The sequence below is a fragment of the Arthrobacter sp. ES3-54 genome (assembly GCF_029504395.1).
Taxonomy (GTDB): domain Bacteria; phylum Actinomycetota; class Actinomycetes; order Actinomycetales; family Micrococcaceae; genus Arthrobacter.
In genome coordinates this window covers 310783-332882 of sequence record NZ_JAQFIF010000004.1, presented here as the reverse complement: position 1 = coordinate 332882, position 22100 = coordinate 310783, and the positions used below count along the sequence as shown (strand labels likewise).

Genomic DNA, 22100 nt, shown 5'->3' with positions numbered 1-22100 from the left:
CTGCCTAGCTGGTCCGGTTTCGGACAGCGTCGACGATCCTCTGGACGGCCTCGGCAACGGGTACGCCGTTGTCCTGGCTGCCGTCGCGGAAGCGGAAGGAAACGGCTCCTGCCTCGGCGTCGTCTCCGCCGGCGATCAGCACGAACGGGATCTTGTCCTTGCTTGCCGTGCGGATCTTCTTCGGGAATCGGTCCGAGGAGATGTCCACCTCAGCACGGATGCCGGCCGCCTTGAGCTGGTCCACGACGTCGAACATGTAGTCATTGAACGCCTCCGCCACCGGGATGCCCACCACCTGCACGGGGGCCAGCCAGGCCGGGAAAGCACCGGCGTAGTGCTCGGTCAGGACGCCCATGAAGCGCTCCACCGAGCCGAACAATGCGCGGTGGATCATCACGGGCCGCTGCCGGGTGCCGTCGGCGGCCTGGAACTCGAGCTCGAAGCGTTCGGGCAGGTTGAAGTCCAGCTGGATGGTGGACATCTGCCAGGTGCGGCCAAGCGCGTCCTTGGTCTGGACGGAAATCTTGGGGCCGTAGAACGCGGCTCCGCCCGGATCCGGGATGAGCTCAAGCCCCGAGGCTTCTGCCACCTCGGCAAGGGTGCGGGTGGCTTCCTCCCACGTGGCGTCGTCGCCCACGAACTTGTCTTCGTTCTTGGTGGAGAGCTCGAGGTAGAAGTCGTCCAGGCCGTAGTCCTTGAGCAGGCCGAGGACGAAGTTCAGCGTGGTGGTCAGCTCGTCCTTCATCTGCTCGCGGGTGCAGTAGATGTGGGCGTCATCCTGGGTCATGCCCCGGACGCGGGTCAGGCCGTGCACCACGCCGGACTTCTCGTAGCGGTAGACCGAGCCGAATTCGAAGAGCCGCAGCGGCAGTTCGCGGTACGAGCGTCCGCGGGACCGGAAGATCAGGTTGTGCATGGGGCAGTTCATCGGCTTGAGGTAGTAGTCCTGGCCGGGCTTGCGGACGGTGCCGTCCTCGTTCAGCTCCGCGTCGATGTGCATCGCCGGGAACATGCCCTCCTTGTACCAGTCCAGGTGGCCCGAGACTTCGTAGAGGTGGCCCTTGGTGATGTGCGGGGTGTAGACGAAGTCGTAGCCGGCATCCACGTGGCGCTGGCGGGAGTAGTCCTCCATGGCCTTGCGGATAATACCGCCCTTGGGGTGGAAGACCGGCAGGCCTGAGCCGAGCTCGTCCGGGAAGGAAAACAGGTCCAGTTCCGCGCCGAGTTTGCGGTGGTCTCGGCGCTCGGCCTCGGCGATGCGCTCCTGGTAGGCCTTGAGGGCGTCCTTGGTGGGCCAGGCGGTGCCGTAGATGCGCTGCAGCTGCTGGTTGTTCTGGTTGCCCAGCCAGTAGGCGGCCGAGGACCGGGTCAGTGCGAAGGCGTTGGAGATCAGCTTGGTGTTCGGCAGGTGCGGGCCGCGGCACAGATCGCACCAGATGCTGTCCCCGCTTTTGCGGTCCACGTTGTCGTAGATGGTGATGTCGCCGGCGCCGACCTCGACGTTGACGCCCTCGCCGGCCTCGGCGGCGCCGTTCTTCTTGCCCAGGAGTTCGAGCTTATAGGGCTCGTTCTTCATCGCCTCGCGGGCCTCGTCCTCGGACACCACGCGGCGGACGAACTTCTGGTTCTGGTTGATGATCTTCTGCATCATCTTTTCGAGCTGGCGGAGGTCTTCCGGGGTGAACGGTTCCGCGACGTCGAAGTCGAAGTAGAAGCCGTCCGTGATGTAGGGGCCGATGCCGAGCTTCGCGTCGGGACGCAGCTGCTGGACGGCCTGGGCCATGACGTGGGCCGTGGAGTGGCGCAGGACGTTGAGCCCGTCCGGGGAATCAATGGTGACGGCCTCGACTTCAGCGTCCTCGGGAAGGGCCTGGTCCAGGTCCTTCAACTCGCCGTTAACGCGGGCCACAACGACGTCGCGGCGCTCAAAGAAGAGTTCCGCGCCGGTGGTCCCGGTAGTCACCTTGGTCTCTTCGCCGTCGACGAGAAGGGTGATCTGCTGGGCATCTGACACGGGTGTCTCCTATTCAAAGTTAAGGCTTCGTAGCTTGTGGCGTACGGGGACCACAGCCAGCCTCGTCCATGCTATCGGTTTCTCCAGAGGCCAACCAACGCGCCGGCGCACTGCAGCCAGAGCATTCGCCCGGCCGCAGCCCAGCGGCGGCTCCCACGGCGGACGCCCCGACGGGAGGTCAGCCGCCCAGCCCGGTGATGGCTAGATTCCTGCCGATCCCGTCCAGGGGGCCGGGCAGGTCCGGCGCGTACTCGCCGGTGGCGCCGGCAACGGATTCCGGGAACGGCAGGGTCTCCGGGCGGCTGAGGTCCCAGGCCATGCTGGCGCTGATGCTGATCCCCCGCGGCCCGGTCCGGCGGGTGGTGCCGCGGATCAGCAGCAGGCGGGTGCCGAACAACAAGGATCCGGACTGCTCCTGCGCCTCGTGGAAGAAAACCGAATCCACGCAACCCGTGCCGTCGTCGATGCTGATGAACACCACCCGCCGGCCGCCCCGCATGGGCGGGGTCTGGGTGGCCACCCGGACCCCGGCAACCAGCACCTCCGTGCCGTTGCGCAGTCCCAGCAGCTTGTCCGCGGTGGTGACGCCGAGCCGGTCCAGCAGCGGGCGGTGGCTGGTCATGAGGTGCTCGCTGACGTCCACGGCCATCAGGTCCAGTTCCGCCCGGACGTTGTCCACCATGCTGGGCGCGGGCAGCAACGCCTTCAGGTTCTTCAGTTCCACGTCCCCCAGCGGCAACGCCAGCTGGCCCTCAATGACGTCCACGCCCTTCCGCAAGGGACGGGCCTGGAGTTTCTGCAGGTGCTGGACCAAGTCCGCCCGGTTGGCGGCTCCCCCGGATGCCCGGTGCAGCGAGTCGAAGGCGCCCAGCTGGGCCAGGCGCTGGATGCTGGGCCTGCTCAGCCGCGACCGGGCGCGCAGGTCCGCCAGGGAGTCGTAGGGCTGGCCGGCCACTATCCGTTTCAGCTCGGCGCCGGAGAGCCCGAAGATGCCGTTCAGGCTCAGCCGGATGCCCAGCCTGCCCCGGTCCGGTCCGGATTCCACCCGCTCCACCCGGTACTCGGCCTCGCTCCGGTTGATGTCGAGGGGAAGGATGGGGATCCCCAGCCGCCGGGCCTCGGCCACGAGCAGGCGTTTGGGGTACATGCCGGGGTCGTGTTCCCAGAGTCCGGCGAGGAAGGCCTCCGGGTGGTGCGCCTTGAGCCAGGCCGACTGGTAGGTGGGCACGGCGAAGGCGGCTCCGTGGGCCTTGCAGAACCCGAAGCTGCCAAAGGCCTTCAGCGTGCCCCATACCTTGTCCACTACCTCGGGACTGTAGTTCCGGGCCCGCGCCTCCTTCCGGAAGAACTCCTCCACCTTGGCTTCCAGCACCTCGTTGCCCAGCGCCCGGCGGAACTCGTCGGCGCGCGCCAGCCCGCACCCGGTCATGACATCGAAGGTCTTGAGGATTTGTTCGTGGAAAACCGTGACCCCGTGGGTCTCCTGGAGGACCGGTTTGAGATCGGGATGCGGATAGATCTCGGGGGCAAAACCGTGCCGGTGCTCCAGGAAGGGCCGGACCATGTCGGATTTCATCGGGCCGGGTCGGAACAGTGAGATGTCAATGATGAGATCGTTAAAGTCCTTAGGGGCCATCTTGCCGATCAGTTCGCGCTGGCCCGGGGATTCGATCTGGAAGCAGCCCAGGGTGTGGGTACTGCGGATCAGTTCAAAGGTTGGCTCGTCATCGAGCGGGACCGCGTTGAGGTCGATCTGCCCGTCCTCGGCGATGTAATCCGGACCCGTCCCGTCAACGCCGGCCGGATGCGCGCCGGCGGCCACCACCTCGGCCTTGGAGGGGTGGAGCCGGATCACTTCCCGGACGGCGAATGCCATGGCGCTCTGCATCCGGACGCCCAGGACATCGAGTTTGAGCATGCCCATGGGGTCCATGTCGTGCTTGTCGAACTGGCTCATGGGCAGGCCCAGGCCGCTGGGCTGCACGGGGGTACGGTCCAGCAGGGTGGCATCGCCGAGGATGACGCCGCACGGGTGCATGGAGATGTGGCGCGGCAGCCGGTCCAGCCGCTCCGTGAGGTCCACCAAAAGGTCCAGCTGCTGGTTTCCGGTGAAGTCCCGCTGTTCCACCCGGCCGGCGAATTCCTTCAGCTCCGGCTTCTCCTCGAGGGCTTCGCGGAAGTGCCGGGCCGAGAACCGCCACAGCTGCTTGGCGATATCGCCGATTTCGCCGTCGTCCATGCCCAGCGCCAGGCCAGCGTCCCGGACGGCACCGCGAGCGCGGTAGCCGTTCTGCATGCTCATCAGCGTGACGCGTTCGGCTCCGAAACGCTCAAAGATCTTCCGGTAGACGTTGTGCCGTTCGGCGCTTTCGACGTCGATGTCGATGTCGGGCAGCGTGGCGCGGTCGCGGGAGAGGAAGCGTTCGAAGATGAGGTCGTGTTGGAGCGGGTTCACCTGGCTGACGTCGATCAGGTAGTTGACCAGGCTGGAGGCCCCGGATCCGCGGGCGGCGGCCCTGACCCCCATGTCCAGGATCATCCGGGAGACCTCTGCGACGGTCAGGAAGTAGGAGGCGAAGCCCAGCGAGTCGATGATCCGGAGCTCGTGCAGCAGCCGGTTTCGCATCTGCTGTTCCTGCTGCCCGGAGATTCCCGGGAAACGGCGGCCGATCCCGGCCTCGCAGCGCAGGGTCAGTTCGGCGAGCGCGTTGCCGTCGATCCCGATCACGGATCCTTCAGGGACTACGGGCTGTTTCCAGCCCATGTCGGCCATGGGATCCATTCGGCAGCGGTCCGCGAGCGCCTCGGTCTGGGCCAGCAGCCGTTTGAGGTCCGCCGTGCCGTAGCCGGCGGCGTGGATGATCTCCTTGCCCAGCTGCAGCATCTGGGCCGCCGATTTGAGCCAGCCCTGCCCATTGGGCTGCAGCAGCGGGGCGGCGGAGAGCTCGGGGAGGGGTTTAAGCGTCCGGGCCGAGTCCAGCACATCGGCGGTGGCCGCGCCGTCCTCGGCCACATACCGCACGGCGTTGCTCAGCACGGCGGGTACCTCGTGCTCTGCCGCCAGCTTGAGCATGCGCACCGCGTGCGCGGTGCTCAACGGTTCCCCGGGCGGGCTGAGCTGGGACACGACCTCGGCCGCCAGGGTCCCGGGGGGCATGGCGTCCAGCCAGCGTTTGAACAGGGTGCGGGGCCGCAGGTAGCGCCGGCCGCCCATGGCGCGGCCGACGTCGGAGTCCGGTCCGATCAGCACCGTCAGGACCGGCTGGAGGGTTTCCGGGTGCAGGGTGCGGGAGGCAAGTTCCGCCCGGGTGACGGCCACCGGCACCGCTCCGCCTGCCTTGCCCGTGGTGCGGGCATGGGCGTCGGAGATCAGCCGGCACAACGCCCGGTAGCCGGCGCCGTTGTTGTTTCCGTGCGCCAGCACGACGACGCGTCCCCCTAGCTGGGTGCGGAGGTCGCCGTCGTCGTCAAAGACCGCAAGGTCCACTCCGACGATCGCATCCAGCCCTGCGCCCATGCACGCCTTCAGGTGCTTGACGGTGCCGTACAGCCCATCCCGGTCCGTGCAGGCCAGCGCCGTGGCGCCGTCTGCGGCGGCCGCGGCGGCCAGTTCATCCGGCCAGGAGACGCCATAGTGGGCACTGAAGGCGGTGGAGACGTGCAGATGGGTGAAGTTCATGCTGTTTTGGGCTTCCGGAGGGGCTGCAGGGCGTCATGGATCCTCAGGAGCCGCCACCGGCCGCTGCCGACATGCCGGGTCAGGTCAAGGGTGAGGGTGGAGTCCGCGGCGTGGTTCCCGGCGGCACGCACCTGGACCCGCCAGATCTCGTGGTCTACCAGGCCCGGACCGCTCCCGAGGGGTGCCCTGCTTTCCTCCGCCCACCACTGGCGGCGCTCATACCAGCGGACGGGTTCCGCGCAGACCGTGTAGTGCTGCCCGGCCCAGTCGAGACGCAGGGGCTGGCCAGAGGGCGTGCAGACGACATCCACAGACTCGCTGAAGATGCCCACATTGCCTCCCGACCCAGTCCGGGCTGGAGCCGTTCCAGTCCCTGCTTCTGCCAGCCCTGTAAATCCAAGACTCATAACCCTATTCGAACATATCTTCGAATAAAATCAGTCTACGTCGGAGAGGCGACAAAACCCAGATCGGGGGTGGACGGACGATGGCACAGGTAGCAGGATTGAGCCATGAGCTCCCATATCGCACTCCTGAAGCACGTAAAGATCGCCGCCAAGAATTCAACCTTGGTGGCGACCTTTGATATAGACGGAAATATCCCGGGGCAGGGCGCCTACGTGGTGGGTCTACTGGCAGCCGGGCCAGACTACTCCCATCAGCGCAGACTGGGCATTGAGTTCATGAACGGCGAGGCCGTGTCCTTCTACTACTTCAACCATGAAGGCACGGAAGAGAATTTCGACCTCAAAGGCGTGGAACACTCAGGAAACACCATCACCGGAAACTTCCCCATGACAACTGTGTTGGGCCTGCCCAAGGGCCACCTCATGACCGCTTTCAGCGATTGTGACGGCCGGGAATACCAGGCCAACGTGCCTGTCGAAGAGGCCCTCTAAGCCCCTGCTAGGAAGTGGACTTGTACACTTCCAGCTCGAGGGTGATGAAGGCGTCGATCATCGCCCGGTAGGTCTTCTCGACGAGTTCGACGTCGATGTCCTTCTGTTCGGCCGTGGCGCGGACGTGTTCGATGACCCGCTCCACGCGTCCGGGCGCACGGACTTCGGCACTGTCCGCCTTGAGGGTCCCGGCGATCCGGATCAGCCGTTCGCGGCGCCCGATCAAGGCCACGATCTGCTCGTCCACCTCGTCAACAGCCACCCGTACGGCGGCGAGCTGTTCCCGGTCGGCCTGGGCGGTCTTGTCGTCTGCGTGATTTGTGGGCATGTGCATGACAGTATCGAAAGATGCAGCCACGAGTCGACTTAATTTCGCTGGGTGTCCGCAGTGTTGACGCCTCACGTAGCTTCTACGTCGATGGCCTAGGATGGCCGGTCCACCGGGAGGTCGCCGGCGAGGTGCTCTTCATCCAAGTCAACCACGGCCTGATCCTCTCGCTCTGGGACGCGGGCCAAATGCAATCCGAAGCGGCCACCGATCCCCCTGCCGGCATTGCGTGCATCACGCTCAGCCACAATCTGGCCAGCACGGCGGAAGTCGACTTGGTGATGGCCGAAGCCGAGACGGCGGGAGCCGTCATCGTCGCGGCACCGAAGACACAGCCCTGGGGCGGCTACACCGGCTACTTTGCCGATCCCGACGGCTACCGCTGGGAGGTCGCCTTCAACCCCGGCTGGGCGGTCGACGGCGGCGGAAAAGTGACGCTCTGAGGCGGAAAAGCCTGACCAGGGATCCGGACCTGCGCCAGCCGCCAGCCACTCCCTAGAACAGGCTCCCCACCGGCTGGATGAGTTCCGGTGAGTCATTCTTGACGTTCCCGACGGCGGTGCCGACGGCGTCGATCGTCCAGCCTTCCGCGACATCGTGCGCCCCGGCCCGGACCAGGTCCACCAGTCCGGCCGCATCGTCAACCTCCGGGTCCAGCCACGTCTGCATGGTCTCGCGGTTCATGGGCAGCGGAACCCTGTCGTGCAGCGCGGTCAGCTCGGCCAGCATTCCTCCCGCGTAGCCCTCCGGCGGCGAGTCGGTGGTCATGATCGAGGTCGAGAGCATCCAGCGCTCCGGGTCGCCCTCGGCCTTGGACGGATCCCTCCACCATTCATAGAGTCCCGCGAAGACAATGGGTCGCCCGTCCTTGGGATGGACGTAGTAGGGCTGCTTGTTGCGGCCCTCGCCCTTCCACTCGTAGTAGCCGTCCGCGGGGACGGCACAGCGACGGGAGCGGGTCGCTTTCCTGAAAGCGGGCTTCTCCAGCACCGTCTCGCTGCGGGCATTGATCATCTTGGACCCGATTCCCGGATCCTTGGCCCACGAGGGCACCAGGCCCCAGCGCGCAATGTGCAGTTGGCGGAGCGGCTCCCCGTCCACCAGCCGTTCGAGCAGGATCGGCACATCCGCCGTCGGGGCCACGTTCCACGACGGCGGAATCGCGATCTCATCCTCCAGCCCGGCGTCGAATTCGGCCAGCAGGTCTCCGACGGCCCGGGCCATCACGTAGCGTCCACACATGGCACCAGCATGCCACCGCTCCCATTCCATGTCATCCGCCCCTGGCTCCAGGCTGAGCCCGCCGAGGTCGCCGGAAAGCTGCGAAGTCGCCGGAACTTTCCGGCGACTTCGCAGCTTTCCCGCGAATTCGCGTCCGACGGCGTAGCGCGGCGGCGCACTCTGCGGGAATAGCGGGCTCCGGGGTACGGTTGTTGGCAGTGACGTACGACTTCAGTGGGGCCGGCCTGCACGCCGGCCCCAACCACAAGCTTGAGGAGAACTTCGTGGACTTCACCCCCGAATCCGGCACCATCACCATGTTTTCGACCACGTGGTGCGGCTACTGCAACCGGTTGAAGAAGCAGCTGGATGCGCAGGGCATCGGGTACACCGAGATCAACATCGAGGAAGTCGAGGGCACCGCCGATCTCGTCGAGCAGCTCAACGAGGGCAACCGCACCGTCCCCACGGTGTTGTTCCCGGACGGCACCGCCGCCACCAATCCCTCCGCGGCAGAGGTCAAGAGCCGGCTCGCCGCCTAGTCTCTTCCTGTATCAAGGACAACACCAAACCACGACGGCGCGGCCTCCAAAGGGCCGCGCCGCCGCCCGTTGTGCCAGTAATTTGTGCAAGAAATCCGCGTTCAGAGCAGAGGAGCTTGTTTCATGGTCAATAAAGTCAAGGCAGCAGTAGTCCGTTCCAAGAATGCCGACGTCACCCTGGAAACGATCCTGGTGCCGGACCCGGGCCCCGGGGAGGCCCTCGTGGACATCCTGACCTGCGGCGTCTGCCACACCGATCTGCACTACAAGCAGGGCGCCATCAGCGACGACTTCCCGTTCCTGCTCGGCCACGAGGCCACCGGCGTTGTCAGTGCCGTGGGACCGGACGTGACGGAGGTTGCCCCCGGGGACCGCGTGGTGCTGAACTGGCGGGCTGTCTGCGGCGAGTGCCGTGCCTGCCGGCGGGGTCAGCCCCAGTACTGTTTCAACACCCACAACGCCACCCAGAAGATGACCCTGGAGGACGGCACAGAGCTGACCGCCGCGCTGGGCATTGGCGCCTTCGCTGAAAAGACCCTCGTGGCCGCCGGCCAGTGCACCAAAGTGGACCCCGACGCCGATCCCGCCGCCATCGGCCTGCTCGGCTGCGGCGTCATGGCAGGCATCGGCGCGGCGATCAACACCGGAAACGTCCAGCGCGGCGATTCGGTCGCCGTGATCGGCTGCGGCGGAGTGGGCGTGGCTGCGGTCGCCGGCGCGGCGCTCGCCGGCGCCACCACCGTGATCGCCGTCGACATCGACGCCAAGAAGCTCCAGCGCGCCAAGGAACTCGGCGCCACCCACACAGTGGACTCCTCCGCCGTCGACCCCGTAGAGGCAATCCGCGAACTGACCGGCGGTTTCGGCGCCGATGTGGTGATCGACGCCGTCGGCCGTCCGGAAACGTACAAGCAGGCCTTCTACGCCCGGGACCTCGCCGGCACGGTGGTCCTGGTGGGCGTGCCGAGCCCCGAGATGACGCTGGAACTGCCGCTGCTGGACGTGTTCGGCCGCGGCGGCTCGCTGAAGTCCTCCTGGTACGGCGACTGCCTCCCCTCGCGTGACTTCCCCACCCTGATCAGCCTCTACCAGCAGGGCAAGCTGGACCTGGACGCGTTCGTGACAGAGCGGATCACCATCGACCAGATCGAGGAAGCCTTCGATAAGATGCACGCCGGTGCGGTGCTGCGCTCGGTGGTGGAGCTGTGAGCGTCCGCATCGACCGGCTGGTCACCTCCGGAACGTTTTCGCTCGACGGCGGGACGTGGGACGTTGACAACAACGTCTGGATCATCGGGGATGACGCAGAATGCGTCATCATCGACCCTGCCCACGATCCCGCTGCCGTCGCCGCCGCCGTCGCGGGCAGGAAGGTCACGGCGATCCTGCTTACGCACGGCCACGACGACCACATCCGTGCCGTGGGCGAGGTCGGCACGCTCGTGGACGCGCCCGTGTACCTGAACCGGGAAGATTGGATGCTGTGGGAGCAAGTGTTCCCCGGCACCGAGCCGGACCACGCCATTGCCGACGGCGACACGTTCGAGGTCGCAGGGGCCAGACTGGTGGCACGGCACACCCCCGGCCACTCGCCTGGATCCGTGTGCTTCCTCCTCGAGGGCGAGGGCAATGTGCTTAACGAAGGCACTGGATCTGAAAACACAGTGTTTAGCGGCGACACGCTGTTCAGGGGTGGACCGGGAGCGACCGGTCGTTCCTTCAGCGACTTCTCGACCATCATCGAGTCCATCCGGAACCGGCTCCTGCCGCTCCCCGCGGACACGGTGGTCCGGACCGGCCATGGGGATCCGACGACCATCGGTGACGAGGCGCCGCACCTTGAGGAATGGATCGCGCGCGGGCACTGACCGCGATCCATTCCTCTCGTGTCGGATTCGTGGGGACCTGGACCGCACCGGCGGGGCCGGGTCCCCGAAACGCGGCCGCCGGTACTAGGCTGTGAGGCCATGAGACCAAACCCCAGCATGGATCCGGCAACCTTCACTGCGGACACGCGGACCCAGTTCGATGCCTTCCTCGACGAGCATCGTGCGGATCTCCACGCCTGCCTCGACGGATTGACCGAGCAGGAGGCCCGGGCATCCCTGGTACCGTCAAGGACCACTCTCCTGGGGCTTCTCAAGCACGCCACTGTCGTGGAAAAGGTCTGGTTCGACGAGGCCATCACTGGCAGGAGCCGGGAGGAGATCGGCATCCCGGCCACTCCGGATGAATCGTTCATCCTGGCGGACGACGACACCATCGCGGGCCTCCAGGCCGCCTACAGGCAGGCCTGCGCGGATTCACGCCGCATGGCCGCTCCCCTAGACCTTGAAGACGTCGTCACGGGCAACCGGCGTGGTCCGCTGCCGCTGCGGTGGGTCTACCTGCACATGCTCAGGGAACTCGCCCAGCATTGCGGTCACGCGGACATTCTGCGCGAGCAGATCTTCGCTGCACGCTCCTGACGGCCGCTCGGGTCAGGCTTACAAGTCGAAGCGTGAACGAATATCCGTGGTACCGGCAATTGCAGCAACGATGGATGCCGCAACTTCGCGCAGCTTGATGTTCCGGGCGTTGGAGGCCTTGCGGAGCAACGTGAATGCCTCATCCGGCGGACACCTGTTCTGGGCCATGACCACGCCAATAGCCATGTCGATGACCGTACGCGATTTCATGGCAGACGCGAGGTCGTCGCGTGCGTCCCGGAGGCGGCCGATCCGCAAGCTCAGACGCAGAGGCCGGGAGACCTGCCGGGCAGCGTTTTCTGCCGTGAGGATCTCCCCGTCCGTAAATCCGGAACGGTGCGTAGCGTAGAAGCTCAGGGCGGCCCGGCATTCGTCGTCCAGATCAATGGGGACCACCAGGACGGCAGCGTATCCCCGCTCCGCAGCCGCCTGACCGAATTCAGGCCACCGGCTCTCCCGCGTCACATCCCTGATATATACAGTGCGTGCTCCGCTTATGGCGGTGAGGCAGGGGCCCTCGCCGACCTCGACCTGTTGCTCTTCGAGTTCGAATGCCTTCTGGCTGCCGGCGCCGGTCGCGGCGGGTTTCTTAGGCCTCGCGACAGTTACGGCGCAGATGACTTCCCGATCTGCGTGGGATATCCCAATGGCTAAGTGCTGGGCCAGTTCGCCCAAAAATTCTTCCAGGTCCTCGCTGGACAGCACGAGGTCCTGAAGCTGCTCCGCGGTCCCGTCAACAAAACGCTGCTCTGCAAGTTCCACCCCGGCTCCTTCCGGCCGCACGCCCCCAAGTGATCGTACAGTGCGGGCACCGAGGCAGAACGGGTCATATTGCCCAGAATCAGCGACAGGTCCGTTCGTCCCGCGGAGTCGGGACTTTTCGTCCGTCGTGGCAGACTACCCGCCTGGAGAGTCCAGCGTCCGTGATCTCGCCGGTTCACGCGCGTCCCCGGCCCGTGCCCTCTGGCGCCAGCCGGGGACGCGACCTGCTTTGCACTATGAGTGCGTTTAGCGCGGATGCGGCCACCCCCGATACGTTTCTTAAGGGCCGCATCCGCGCTGGTCTAAGGGAGGCCTGGATCAGGCTTTTGGTCCTGCTTGCCGGACCGTCTGCCCGCGCGCCGGCGGCGTGATCGCGCCCCGACCAGGTTCAGACGCCACTCGCGGCGCCGGCCGCGCCCGCGCAGTTCCGCGTTGATGATTTGCAGGAGCTCGGACGCTGCATCGTCATCTGCCGGTTCCTGGCTAGTGACGAGCGCTTGCCGGAGCTGCAGGAGGTCGCCAGTCGGCACCTGCGGCCAGTGCCGGAACGTGTAAAAGATCCTGCTGCCGGGGCGCCGTTGTGACCCTGTGCCGATCATGCGGAACCGCCCCAACAAGCCTCCGGTGAGGCGGCGGCGCTACGGGCTGCCAGGTATTCGAGTGGCTTCACGGCGACAGCCAGAGAGTCAGCGCCGGCAGTGGTGACAACGAGTCTGGTGGGCATGAGGCAAGAACTCCCGCAACAAAGTGAGCGGCCTCTTCCTGACCAAATTCAGAATACCAATTGCATTTGCCGCACGACAGGAAAAGAGAGTAACAATTCACATGCGACTTTTCGTCAACGCAGGCATTTGGTTCCCCGCATGGCGTAGCCCGAACCCTAAGTAGCCATCCACAGCGGTTAACTTCCGGCTCCGCGGCCCAAGGCTGGTCCCATGGAACCCATCAGTGACGTCCGGAGTCGACGTCAAACCCTTCTCCTAAGGGCGACAGCGTCATTTCGTGGGCGGAGAGTAATCCGGGTAGTAGCGCTGGATCTCTTGAACGGTCTGGCCGGCCTTCACCATTCGCTCAACGGACATCATGCTTCGGACTTCCTCGTCAGAGGACTTGGTGCTATTCCAAGGACCCATGGTCCGGTAGCAGAAGCCATTCGGATCGTTCAGCCTGGCCTCGTTGTAGCATTCTGGATGCTCCGATGCACCAGCTGCAGTGTCAGCAGGACCGGACTGCGACGTTCCGAATGCGGCTGAAAGTCCCAGTGCGAGAAGTGGAGTGAGCGCTACGACTGCAATTCCAGATTTCATTCCCTTATTCACGGTCCCCCCCAATAGCCAGAATATCTTTGCGCGCCTACCGCACGGGGGCCCGGCCTCCTGAGGGACGGTGATTTCCTGACCGGAATGGAGTTCCAGTAGCCTCAGGCCGCCTGCAATGAAGCTAATTTCTTCCTCTTTTGGGATTTGTGAAACCATTCTGGAACCCTGTAGACGCCAATACGGTCTTGCTCGAATGCGCGGGTATAAGAAACAATGTTCCCGCCGAACCTGCCCCTGTCGAAAGGGTTTTCTTCAATGACAGCGCGAGATACGTCCTCAGTCGGTGCGCCGTGCTGGGTCGACACATTGCAGCCGGATCCCCGGGCTGCCCGAGACTTTTACGGTCCGCTCTTCGGCTGGAGTTTTGACGACCCAACGCCGATGCCGTCCGGCCTCGCTGGCGACTATTTCGCCGCGCGCATGGACGGGGAGCTGGTGGCCGGCATCGGACAGACGCCGCCGGAATCGCCTCCTGGGTGGATCACCCACGTGCGTGTCGACGACGTCGGGGAAGCCCTGGCTCGTGCCGAGCAGGCGGGAGGCAAGCGCCTGGAACGGTTTGGGGCCGGCTCCGGTGACCGCGTTGTTGTGCTCGCCGATGCCACAGGCGTTCCGTTCTGCCTGCGGCAGGCCGGAGCGAACGACGGCGCCGAGCTGGTCAATGAGCCCAATTCCTGGGCCATGAGCTCGCTGCACACCACAGATGTCGGGCGGGCCCAGGCGTTCTACGGCGCAATGTTTGGCTGGGAACTCGAATCGGTGCCGGACGCTCCCTTCTCGCGCTGGCTCCGCTCGGGTCGAGTCGTGGCGGTCGTGACGGCCACGGACGGCGTCGTGGTTCCGCCGCATTGGAGCGTCAATTTCTCTGTCCGCGACGCGGACGCCATCGCCCAGCACGCCGTAGCACTGGGTGGCGGCGTCTTGATGGCACCCGTGGACACACCGGGATTTCGCAGCGCCGTGATCAGGGACCCCCAGGGCGGCGCCATCGCAGTCAGCGCAATCGCCGGCTGACACTTCCGTCCGCCCGTCTCCCGTATGCCTCAGCACCCGACTGCGGCGCTGGTAGGGTCAGCCCATGGATGAAAATTTGGGGAAGTTCATCGACAATTTCGCGCGGCTGGTGGAGCTTGCACAGTCCGGGCAGCATCGGGTGCAACCCGGAACCCAGCTGCTGACCACGCTCACTGACCACTTGGCGGTCCAGGCAGAATCAGTTGCCGTGGTGGTTGAGGAGATTCCGCCGCACCGGTTCGTGGACGCGGACATCCTGATGGAAGAACTTGCCGCAGAGGACCCCGAGTTCCGGCACGTCGGCATCGGCGGCGGAGACCAAAGGCACCATAATTCGCTGAGCGACATGTTGCAGCAGTCCCAATTGTTTCCCCAATACCCCCTTTCCCAGCCGGACTACACCAACCTCGCTGTCGGGCCGGACCAACAGCGGCAGGCCGTGGCACTGGGACTGTGGCTATTCAGCCACGACGGCAGTCCAATCGCAGTGCTGCAGCGGGACGCCAACCCCCGGTATGGCCGGCAGTCCGCTTCCCTTGAAGTTTTGGCCGGCGCGACCGATAAGGCCGCACACTTCCTCTCGGAGTTCCGCCGGCGGATGCAGCACCGCAGCGTGCTCAAGGGGCAGGTCATTTCCTTGGTGATGGGCGAGTATGGTCCCAGCGCGGCCGGGGTGACCTTCCACGCCCGGCCGGCCCTTGCCGCGTCCGATGTCATCCTGCCGGATGGCCTGCTGGAGAAAGTGTCGGACCACACCTTAGGCATCGCCGAGCACCGGGAATCCCTCAACAAGTACGGCCAGCACCTCAAACGCGGCGTCCTGCTCTATGGCAGGCCGGGGACCGGCAAGACCCACACGGTGCGGTATTTGTTGAGTCGCAGCGACGGTGTCACAGCAATCCTTCTTTCGGGGGGATCGCTCGCCAGGATCTCAGAAGCCGCTGCCATGGCCAGGGCTCTGCAGCCCTCCATCGTCGTTCTTGAGGACTGCGATCTCATCGCCGAGGACCGCAGCTTCGGGCACGGACCCCAGCCGCTGCTGTTCGAGGTGCTGGACGCCATGGACGGATTGGCCAGCGACGCCGACGTCGCGTTCGTCCTCACCACCAACCGGGTGGACATGCTTGAACGCGCCCTGGCCCAGCGTCCTGGACGTGTGGACCTGGCCGTGGAAATTCCCCTGCCGGCTCAGCCGGAGCGGGTCTCGCTGATCAGGCTGTATGCCCGCGGTATCCCTTTCAGCCCGCACGCGATTGAAGATGCCGCCGCCCGCACCGACGGCACCACGGCCTCATTCGCACGCGAACTCGTCCGCCGGGCGGTCGTCGCCGGCGCATTAGAAGGTGTGCCGGTCGCGGACAATCATTTGGCGAAGGCTGTGGAAGACCTGATGGCCGACAGCGCCGCCCTCACCCGGAGCCTCCTCGGCAGCGGCGCCGGGGGCGACGCTGAGGGCAATGGAGGCCCGTTCCCCGGGCCGCCGGGAACCTTTCATTACGGCGGCTAGGAAAAACGTTCCCACGCTGATTGCCGCGTCATACCCAGCGCCGCGCCAATGCGCGCCCAGCTGATTCGCCTTTGACGCGCGGTCCCCACCCAGGCCCTCAACCGGTCTTCGACTTGTGAGGCGACGGCGGCGATTTCCGGCGGGTGGTCCAGCAGTTCATCATCGGTCATTCTCGCCCAAAGGGCCGCCGCCGGAGAGACCTCCGTGCTGCTGAACAGCATCACGGACGCCTCGGCACAGTCCTTACAGATGGCAACGCCAGGACCTGCCACGAGGCGTCGGGAGGTGTTGGCCGGTCTCGCGCAGAAGCTGCACATCAGCGGGCCGGCCAGCGGCGGTTCCAGTTCCACGGCATTCTCCTTTTAAGACTGATCGCCTAGCAGTGTCAGCATAGTTGATTTGTCAGGCAGTTCCTGACAAGTTGTCAGGTATGTCCTTACAGCGGCGAAATGCGAACACCAACCCCCGGCCGACGGTCAAGACGGTCAAAAAACCGCTGTTGCGGCTGGTTGCGTTCCGGAGGTTATGGATAGCCGCCGCGTTCGAGGGCATCGGGGACGAAGCAAGCCGGGTGGTGATCCCGATCATTGCTGTCTCCCTGCTCGGTGCCGGTGCAATGGAGGTGGGAATCATCAACGCCCTGGGCATGAGTGCCTTCCTTGTCCTGGGCCTGCCGATCGGCGTCTGGGTGGACCGACTCCGCCGGCGCCGGCTGATGATCACAGCGGACGCGGTCCGGGCGTTGGTGGTCCTGAGCGTTCCGGCAGCCTTTGTTGGCGGCGTCATGACGCTGGGGCAGCTGCTGGCCTGCGTGGCGCTGATCAGCGTTGCCGACGTCGTTTTCACCACCGCCCACGGAGCCTTCGTCCCTTCCGTGGTGGGGCGGGAACAGATCAGCGACGCGCATGCCCGGCTGCAGACGGCCGCCAGCGCGGTCGCCGTCGGCTCTCCGTCCCTAACCGGGGCGCTCCTCAGCGCCGTCGCCGCGCCGTTCGTCCTGGTGGCCGCCGGGATCTCCTACGCCCTGTCCGCGCTGCTCCTCACGAGCATTCAGCTCGACGAGGACATCAAGCCACTCCGGAGTCAGGAGGCATTTTGGACTGCGGCCCGGGCAGGATTGTCGTTCACCATTCACCAGCCGGCACTCCGGGCTCTGTTCCTGTCCGGGATGATTCTCAACGCAGCCACCATGTTCGGCAGCGCCGCCACCGCGGTATACGCCCTCGACGTCCTGGGACTGAGCCCCGCCGTCTTCGCGCTACTGAGCACCTTCGCCGCCCTGGGCGGGCTTGCCGCGTCCTTCGCCGCGCCGGCCATCCTGGGCCAACTCGGCATCGGGAAGACCAGGATCCTCGCCGGCCTCGCCTGCGTCCCGGCCGTGGCGCTGACTCCCCTGGCCGCGGCCCTGGACAACAATCCCGGCGGACGTGCTCGGGCCGTTAGCGCCGCCAGCGGTAGGCGGTGGTTGTTGACACCTGGTGCAAGCCGTAGCGTTCCAGAATCGGTCGCGAATATTCTGTCGAGTCGCTGTGAATGAGTTGCTTGCCGAGCGTTAGCGCGGCTCGAGCCCGGGCCGCCGTGAGGGCCCGATAAATACCCAGGCCACGCCATTCTGCACGCGTTGCCCCGCCCCAGATGCCCGCGAAATCGGTGTCCGGTACCGGCTCGAGGCGGCCCGCACTCACAATCGCCCCGTCGTGTTCGGCAACCCACAGTTCCATACCGTCGTCCAGGGCCACACGACGCAGGATTGCGTCGGCATTGCCCTCGGAGACGTCCGTGCCGAAAACCTCGTCCTGCATGGCGCTCATGGCGCGAATGTCCCGTTCTTCGGTCATCCGCCGCAGACTGATGCCGGACGGGAGCTGCACATCCACATTCAACGCGCTGGCCGGCCCGATCATGACCGACTCGGTCTCATCCGGCTCAAACCCGTTGTCGAGCAATGCGTCATGGAGTCCAGGCGCGTGATCGTGGCCGCGGGTTTTCCACTCAACCCGCACGATTGCCGGATTGCTGCGGTAATACGCGAGCGCTTCGACCACCCAATGCGCGATCGTCCGGGCGCTTGCCCCATCGAGGTCCTGATAAGTCACGAAGCCTCGGCCGCCCGCAAAGGTCACCAGACGCAGCGGGCCGAGCCGCTCAACGGCGATGGCACTGGGTGTCTCGGCATCCGTTCGGAGTTGCTGGTCGTAGGCCATAAGAAGTTCTTCAGAAAGAGTCATTGGCCTCCACGGTACATTGTCCGGGTTCGGACGGGCCGTTGGACGGCTACCGGTACATGTGGCCCTTAGCGGGTGATGGTTAGGGGCTTCACAGGCACCGCACACGACACCCGCACGAAAGGGACCTCCCGTGCACCCGCCGCGCGGTTATTCCTGCCGGTGTCATCGCACCAGTCAATGTTGTAAGGCATGGCGGTTACCGCGGCATCCCCTAGGGCTGTCCGGGCGGGCACGACAAACGTGTAGGTGAACCCACCGGCGTCGTTCATGGCGGACGTGGTGTTGACGACTTCCGCACCTGTTGCGTCGATGACGCTCACCTGGATTCTGGCGTTCGTGCCGTAGCGGGGATTGCACCCGGCGTCCGGCGCTGCCACTGTGACGCTTTGCCCCGGTTTGGCTTCGGTCGGGGTCAGCGAATAGGCGGGCGGGAGACACGGCGGCTCCCCGCCCGTGGTGGACGAGCACCCCGATATCGAGGCAACCAGTACCAGAGCGCCGACCGTGGCATAGATCGCGGGACGCCGGTCACGGTCCTTCAGGTGGAAAGCCATGCCGTCAGTGTCGCTGGTACAGCAGTCGATGCCCACTGCTGCCCCGGATTCGTAGCCGAACTGTTGCCGGAGTGTGCCGGGGCCAAATTGAGCCGCCGCCCGCATGGCATCGGCTCCCGCACCGCCACGTCGGGCCTATGATCGGGCCATGGGATCACCCGGATTTTCCCGACGCCGACTCCTGGGGCTCGGAGCCGGCGCCGTGGCGGCGGCGTCGGTCGCGGGGTGCGCCGGCCCGGACACGTCCGGCCAGGCGGCACCACCAGCCCCGCCCATCGCCATGCGCAGCGGCAGCTTCACTTCGCGGTTCCGGCCGCAGGAACCCACGGGCTGGTCACTGGCCGTGCCCGGATCCAGCGGGGGCGGCCCTTCCGGCCCCCTGCCCGTTGCCCTGTTCCTGCATGGCACGGGCGCGGACCACCGCATGGTCTTCGATGAACTGGACGCGGGCGGCGTCCTGGCCGGGCATGTGGCCCGTGGGGGGACGCCATTCGCGATCGCTGCCATCGACGGAGGCGAAACGTGGTGGCATCGCCGGGAATCCGGAACCGACACGCAGTCCATGCTGGTGGAGGAATTCGTCCCCCTGCTGGCCCGCCAGGGACTCGACACCGGCAGGCTCGCCGTGTTCGGCCTGTCGATGGGCGGCTTCGGCGCCCTGCTCCTGGCCTCCCAGCACCGCGTCCCCGGTCTCCGCGCCGTCGCCGCGATGAGTCCCGCAGTCTGGAGCCTGTACGACGCCGGCCGGTCCGACAACTTCGACAGCGCCGCGGACTTTGCGGCAAACGATATCTTTGCCCTGCGCCCGGAGCTGGAGGCGCTGCCGAAGCGAATCGACTGCGGCACGGCGGACAACCTGCTCTTCAGTGTCCAGGACTATGTGAAGGACCTTCCGGGCGCACATGAGGGAGGCTTCCAGGCTGGCGGCCACGACAGCGGCTACTGGCGCTCCATCCTCCCGGATGTCCTCACGTTTCTGGGCAAGAGCCTGGCTTGATGCTGGCTGCGAGCGCGGGAATGCGGCCGACAGTGCGTGCCCGCCGTCGGCTGACTGCGCCCACCACCCGCATGCAGAGCGCCCAGTAGGCTACTCCCACGGCGAGTGAGACTGCGACGGCCAGCACGGTGCTGGTCCCGGCCAGCGGCGGGTAGACCACCCAGTGGACCAGGTACGCGTAGAGGGAGGCGCTGGCCAGCACCATAATGAGGCGGCGAAGGCCCCTGGGCACCGGGACGCTGGGCAGCCAGATGAGCAGCAGGATTCCGACAAGGAGCGTGCACTCCCGGCCCGGGTTCTCGAAGAATCCCGGAACAGTCAGTGCCGCAATGACCGAGACAATGCAACGCTGGGCTACGGTCCGGGACCGCGCAATGGCCCAACCCAAGGCGAAGAGCCAGAGCGCAGGCGCCGTGTGCGGCACTCCAGGATGCACCAGCTCATAGCGGGTCAGGAGCCCCGCGCCGGTCAGCACCAGCGGAAAGAGCAAGGGGAAGCGCCGCTCGGCGCGGTCCGCCCACGGAATGGCCAGCAACGCCGTCGCCCCCACCAGCAGGTAGACAAGAATTTCGATGAACCAGAAGTGCCACTGGGTGGTCACCGCCTCCGGCCCGAGGACGGCGTTGAGCAGCAGGATATTGGCAGGCGCGTAGTTATCGGTGATCAGGTAGGCCACCGCGATGAACGCCATGCTCGGCACCACGATTCTTGCCACGCTGGCCAGCTGGCGCCGCAGCCGCGGCACCCTTGGCCCGGAGAGCTGGAAGCGTGCGAAGTTGTAGCCGGCCACGGCCATGAGCACGTGGGCCGCACCCTGCCAACTGAACAGGCCAACGTGGGTGCTAACGATCAGGACGATCCCCACGGCCCGCAGGACGATGCTCGTTTCCACCGGCGCGAAGAACCGTCGCCGCTTCCGGACCGGCGCGGTGCGGGGCGTTGGCTCCAGGTCCCGAACCGGAGTCACGTGCCAGTCCGGCGGGAGATGGCCCAGGGCTTGTTCCAGCCGGACCGAGGCGGCCACGTAGGACAGGGAGTCCCCGCCCAGGGATACGAAGGTGTCGCCGTCGCCGATCTCGGCGCACTCCAGGGCGTCCTCGAAGATCTTCCGGACGCTGTCCGGCGCGCCGCTTTCGGCCGCGGGCTCAGGTGCTGGCCCTGTTTTCGGCCCGGACAGGGCCAGGATGGCCGGGTAGTCCAGTTTGCCCGTGGCCAGGCGCGGGAGATGCTCGACGGCGTGTACCTCCAGAGCCGCGCGCGGCAGTCCCATACCCTGGGCGAGCACCTTGGCCAGTAGCTGCGCGTCATGGTCGCCTTCAACGGCGACAACGACGCCGTCGTCGGTCCCTGCGCTGGCCGCCTGCACCCCGAGGTCCGCCAGGAGCCGCTCCACCTGTCCCAGGTCAACACGTAGTCCCACGATCTTGACGAACCGACTGCGCCGGCCCACCACCTCGTAGACGCCTGCCGGGTGTCGCCGGGCGAGATCGCCGGTGCGGAGTTCGGTGATGGTCCGGCCCACGGCGAGGTCCGCCGGGCTCTCGGCATAGCCGAGCATGACGTTGGGGCCGGCGTAGACAAGTTCGCCATCCTCCAGCCCGGGCACGGGGTCGATGCGGAACGATCCACCGGGCACCGGAATGCCCACAGCGCCCGGAACTTCGGCCGACAGCTCCGGCGGGAGGTACGCCATCCGGGCCGTCGCCTCGGTCTGGCCATACATCACGAAGAATTCCCAGCCGTTCCGGCGGCCCAGTTCCGCGTATTTCCCCACCGATTCCGGCGCCAGCCTGCCCCCGGCCTGGGTGATGTAGCGCAAGCTGGGCAGGTCCATTTCCGCGAACCCGACCCGCTCCAGCAGTTCAAAGGTGTACGGCACGGCCGCCAGCGACGTGGCCCCGCGGCGTCGGAAAAGGTCCCAAAAGCAGGGATCAACCACGGAAAGGTCGGTGAGAACAAGGCCGGCACCGCGGAGCAGGTAGCTGTTGATCACCGACAAGCCGTAGCAGTAGGACATGGGCAGGGTCGTCGCTGCGCGGTCATCCGGGCCGATCGTCAGGTACTCCGCAATCGACTCGGCGTTGGACTGCAGGCTCGCGTGCGAGAGGCGGACGAGTTTGGGTGAGCCCGTGGATCCGGACGTGCTGAGCAGGAGCGCCAGGTCCGGATGGAGCTCGTGCCGCGTGCCGGGCCGGCGTTCCTCCAGCACGGTCCGCCCGTCCCCGGGCCGCATGACGACGTCGGGGTCGTAGGCCGCAACCAGAGATTCCAAGGCGGCGGGTTTGTCCTCGGGCAACAGGATCAGTGGATGTCCGCCCACCAACGCCGCCAGGTAGGCGACGATCGAGTCGAGATCGTTGGCTGCGGCCAGCGCGACGAGGCGCCGCTCGGTGCCGAGCCGGACGGCCAGGTCATCGACGCGCTCCGCCAGCTCCCGGTAGGTCGGGCAAATGTCTCGGTGAGGATGGCAGGGCTGTCCCCGTAGCTCGCAAGATCGGCGGCGAAGGGCACCCGCATGAAATCAAGCTGCGTGGTCACCCGGACGATGTTATTAGATAAGGCTTACCT

General features: G+C 66.0%; 21 protein-coding genes. 10 read left to right on the top strand and 11 right to left on the bottom strand.

Annotation, left to right across the window (positions count from 1 at the left end):
* Positions 1-4: 4 nt before the first annotated feature.
* The 3 genes from thrS to M2428_RS10105 form a co-directional block, all read right to left on the bottom strand.
* Positions 5-2014, bottom strand: coding sequence for a threonine--tRNA ligase (thrS, locus tag M2428_RS10115; protein WP_277525824.1), 2010 nt, complete (start codon positions 2012-2014; stop codon positions 5-7).
* Positions 2015-2192: 178 nt separating this feature from the next.
* Positions 2193-5693 carry a DNA polymerase III subunit alpha gene (gene dnaE / locus M2428_RS10110; protein WP_277525823.1) on the bottom strand — a complete coding sequence of 1167 codons (3501 nt, stop codon included), beginning with the start codon at positions 5691-5693 and terminating at the stop codon, positions 2193-2195.
* On the bottom strand, positions 5690-6025 hold the full coding sequence (locus M2428_RS10105) for a DUF6504 family protein (RefSeq protein ID WP_277525822.1): 336 nt from the start codon (positions 6023-6025) through the stop codon (positions 5690-5692). The genes dnaE and M2428_RS10105 overlap by 4 nt, the downstream gene beginning before the upstream one ends.
* 180 nt (positions 6026-6205) lie before the next feature.
* Here M2428_RS10105 and M2428_RS10100 point away from each other — a divergent pair, with 180 nt between their 5' ends.
* The gene (locus tag M2428_RS10100; protein WP_277525821.1) at positions 6206-6592 is read left to right on the top strand and encodes a hypothetical protein; all 387 of its coding nucleotides are present in this window, start codon (positions 6206-6208) and stop codon (positions 6590-6592) included.
* A 7-nt stretch (positions 6593-6599) separates the two neighbouring features.
* Here M2428_RS10100 and M2428_RS10095 read toward each other — a convergent pair whose 3' ends face one another.
* Positions 6600-6926 (bottom strand): chorismate mutase, encoded by a 327-nt coding sequence (locus M2428_RS10095; RefSeq protein WP_277525945.1) that lies wholly within the window; start codon positions 6924-6926, stop codon positions 6600-6602.
* A gap of 14 nt (positions 6927-6940) precedes the next feature.
* Between M2428_RS10095 and M2428_RS10090 the strand changes: the two genes are divergently transcribed.
* Positions 6941-7363: a VOC family protein gene (locus M2428_RS10090; protein WP_277525820.1), complete on the top strand. Its 423-nt coding sequence runs from the start codon at positions 6941-6943 to the stop codon at positions 7361-7363.
* Between the two features lie 52 nt (positions 7364-7415).
* Here M2428_RS10090 and M2428_RS10085 read toward each other — a convergent pair whose 3' ends face one another.
* The gene (locus M2428_RS10085; RefSeq protein WP_277525819.1) at positions 7416-8162 is read right to left on the bottom strand and encodes an SOS response-associated peptidase; all 747 of its coding nucleotides are present in this window, start codon (positions 8160-8162) and stop codon (positions 7416-7418) included.
* A 263-nt stretch (positions 8163-8425) separates the two neighbouring features.
* Here M2428_RS10085 and M2428_RS10080 point away from each other — a divergent pair, with 263 nt between their 5' ends.
* The 4 genes from M2428_RS10080 (at position 8426) to M2428_RS10065 (ending at position 11151) form a co-directional block, all read left to right on the top strand.
* Positions 8426-8683, top strand: a complete 258-nt coding sequence (locus M2428_RS10080) for a mycoredoxin (RefSeq protein ID WP_277525944.1) — start codon at positions 8426-8428, stop codon at positions 8681-8683.
* Positions 8684-8806: 123 nt separating this feature from the next.
* Positions 8807-9892, top strand: coding sequence for an S-(hydroxymethyl)mycothiol dehydrogenase (locus M2428_RS10075; RefSeq protein ID WP_277525818.1), 1086 nt, complete (start codon positions 8807-8809; stop codon positions 9890-9892).
* Positions 9889-10551 (top strand): MBL fold metallo-hydrolase, encoded by a 663-nt coding sequence (locus M2428_RS10070; RefSeq protein WP_277525817.1) that lies wholly within the window; start codon positions 9889-9891, stop codon positions 10549-10551. The genes M2428_RS10075 and M2428_RS10070 overlap by 4 nt, the downstream gene beginning before the upstream one ends.
* 99 nt (positions 10552-10650) lie before the next feature.
* The gene (locus M2428_RS10065; RefSeq protein WP_277525816.1) at positions 10651-11151 is read left to right on the top strand and encodes a DinB family protein; all 501 of its coding nucleotides are present in this window, start codon (positions 10651-10653) and stop codon (positions 11149-11151) included.
* A gap of 18 nt (positions 11152-11169) precedes the next feature.
* Here M2428_RS10065 and M2428_RS10060 read toward each other — a convergent pair whose 3' ends face one another.
* Together M2428_RS10060 and M2428_RS10055 are read right to left on the bottom strand one after the other, a co-directional pair.
* Positions 11170-11913 carry a GAF and ANTAR domain-containing protein gene (locus tag M2428_RS10060; protein WP_277525815.1) on the bottom strand — a complete coding sequence of 248 codons (744 nt, stop codon included), beginning with the start codon at positions 11911-11913 and terminating at the stop codon, positions 11170-11172.
* A gap of 995 nt (positions 11914-12908) precedes the next feature.
* The gene (locus tag M2428_RS10055) at positions 12909-13388 is read right to left on the bottom strand and encodes a hypothetical protein (protein WP_277525814.1); all 480 of its coding nucleotides are present in this window, start codon (positions 13386-13388) and stop codon (positions 12909-12911) included.
* Between the two features lie 99 nt (positions 13389-13487).
* Here M2428_RS10055 and M2428_RS10050 point away from each other — a divergent pair, with 99 nt between their 5' ends.
* Positions 13488-14246, top strand: coding sequence for a VOC family protein (locus tag M2428_RS10050; protein WP_277525813.1), 759 nt, complete (start codon positions 13488-13490; stop codon positions 14244-14246).
* A 64-nt stretch (positions 14247-14310) separates the two neighbouring features.
* Positions 14311-15753 (top strand): ATP-binding protein, encoded by a 1443-nt coding sequence (locus tag M2428_RS10045; RefSeq protein ID WP_277525812.1) that lies wholly within the window; start codon positions 14311-14313, stop codon positions 15751-15753.
* Here the strand turns inward: M2428_RS10045 and M2428_RS10040 are convergent.
* Positions 15750-16103 (bottom strand): ClpX C4-type zinc finger protein, encoded by a 354-nt coding sequence (locus M2428_RS10040; RefSeq protein ID WP_277525811.1) that lies wholly within the window; start codon positions 16101-16103, stop codon positions 15750-15752. The genes M2428_RS10045 and M2428_RS10040 overlap by 4 nt on opposite strands.
* Positions 16104-16183: 80 nt before the next feature.
* On the opposite strand from M2428_RS10040, the gene M2428_RS10035 reads away from it, so the two are divergent.
* Complete coding sequence (locus tag M2428_RS10035; protein WP_277525810.1) at positions 16184-17290, top strand: MFS transporter; 1107 nt, start codon at positions 16184-16186, stop codon at positions 17288-17290.
* Here the strand turns inward: M2428_RS10035 and M2428_RS10030 are convergent.
* Both M2428_RS10030 and M2428_RS10025 read right to left on the bottom strand, forming a co-directional pair.
* A complete protein-coding gene (locus M2428_RS10030; RefSeq protein ID WP_277525809.1) occupies positions 17193-17981 on the bottom strand; it encodes a GNAT family N-acetyltransferase in 789 nt (262 codons plus the stop codon). The genes M2428_RS10035 and M2428_RS10030 overlap by 98 nt on opposite strands.
* A gap of 65 nt (positions 17982-18046) precedes the next feature.
* A complete protein-coding gene (locus M2428_RS10025) occupies positions 18047-18535 on the bottom strand; it encodes a hypothetical protein (protein ID WP_277525807.1) in 489 nt (162 codons plus the stop codon).
* 148 nt (positions 18536-18683) lie between these two features.
* Here M2428_RS10025 and M2428_RS10020 point away from each other — a divergent pair, with 148 nt between their 5' ends.
* Positions 18684-19532, top strand: coding sequence for an alpha/beta hydrolase-fold protein (locus M2428_RS10020; RefSeq protein ID WP_277525806.1), 849 nt, complete (start codon positions 18684-18686; stop codon positions 19530-19532).
* Here M2428_RS10020 and M2428_RS10015 read toward each other — a convergent pair.
* Entirely contained in the window at positions 19504-21942 is a 2439-nt protein-coding gene (locus tag M2428_RS10015; protein ID WP_346780740.1) for an AMP-binding protein, read from the bottom strand. The genes M2428_RS10020 and M2428_RS10015 overlap by 29 nt on opposite strands.
* Positions 21943-22100: the final 158 nt, after the last annotated feature.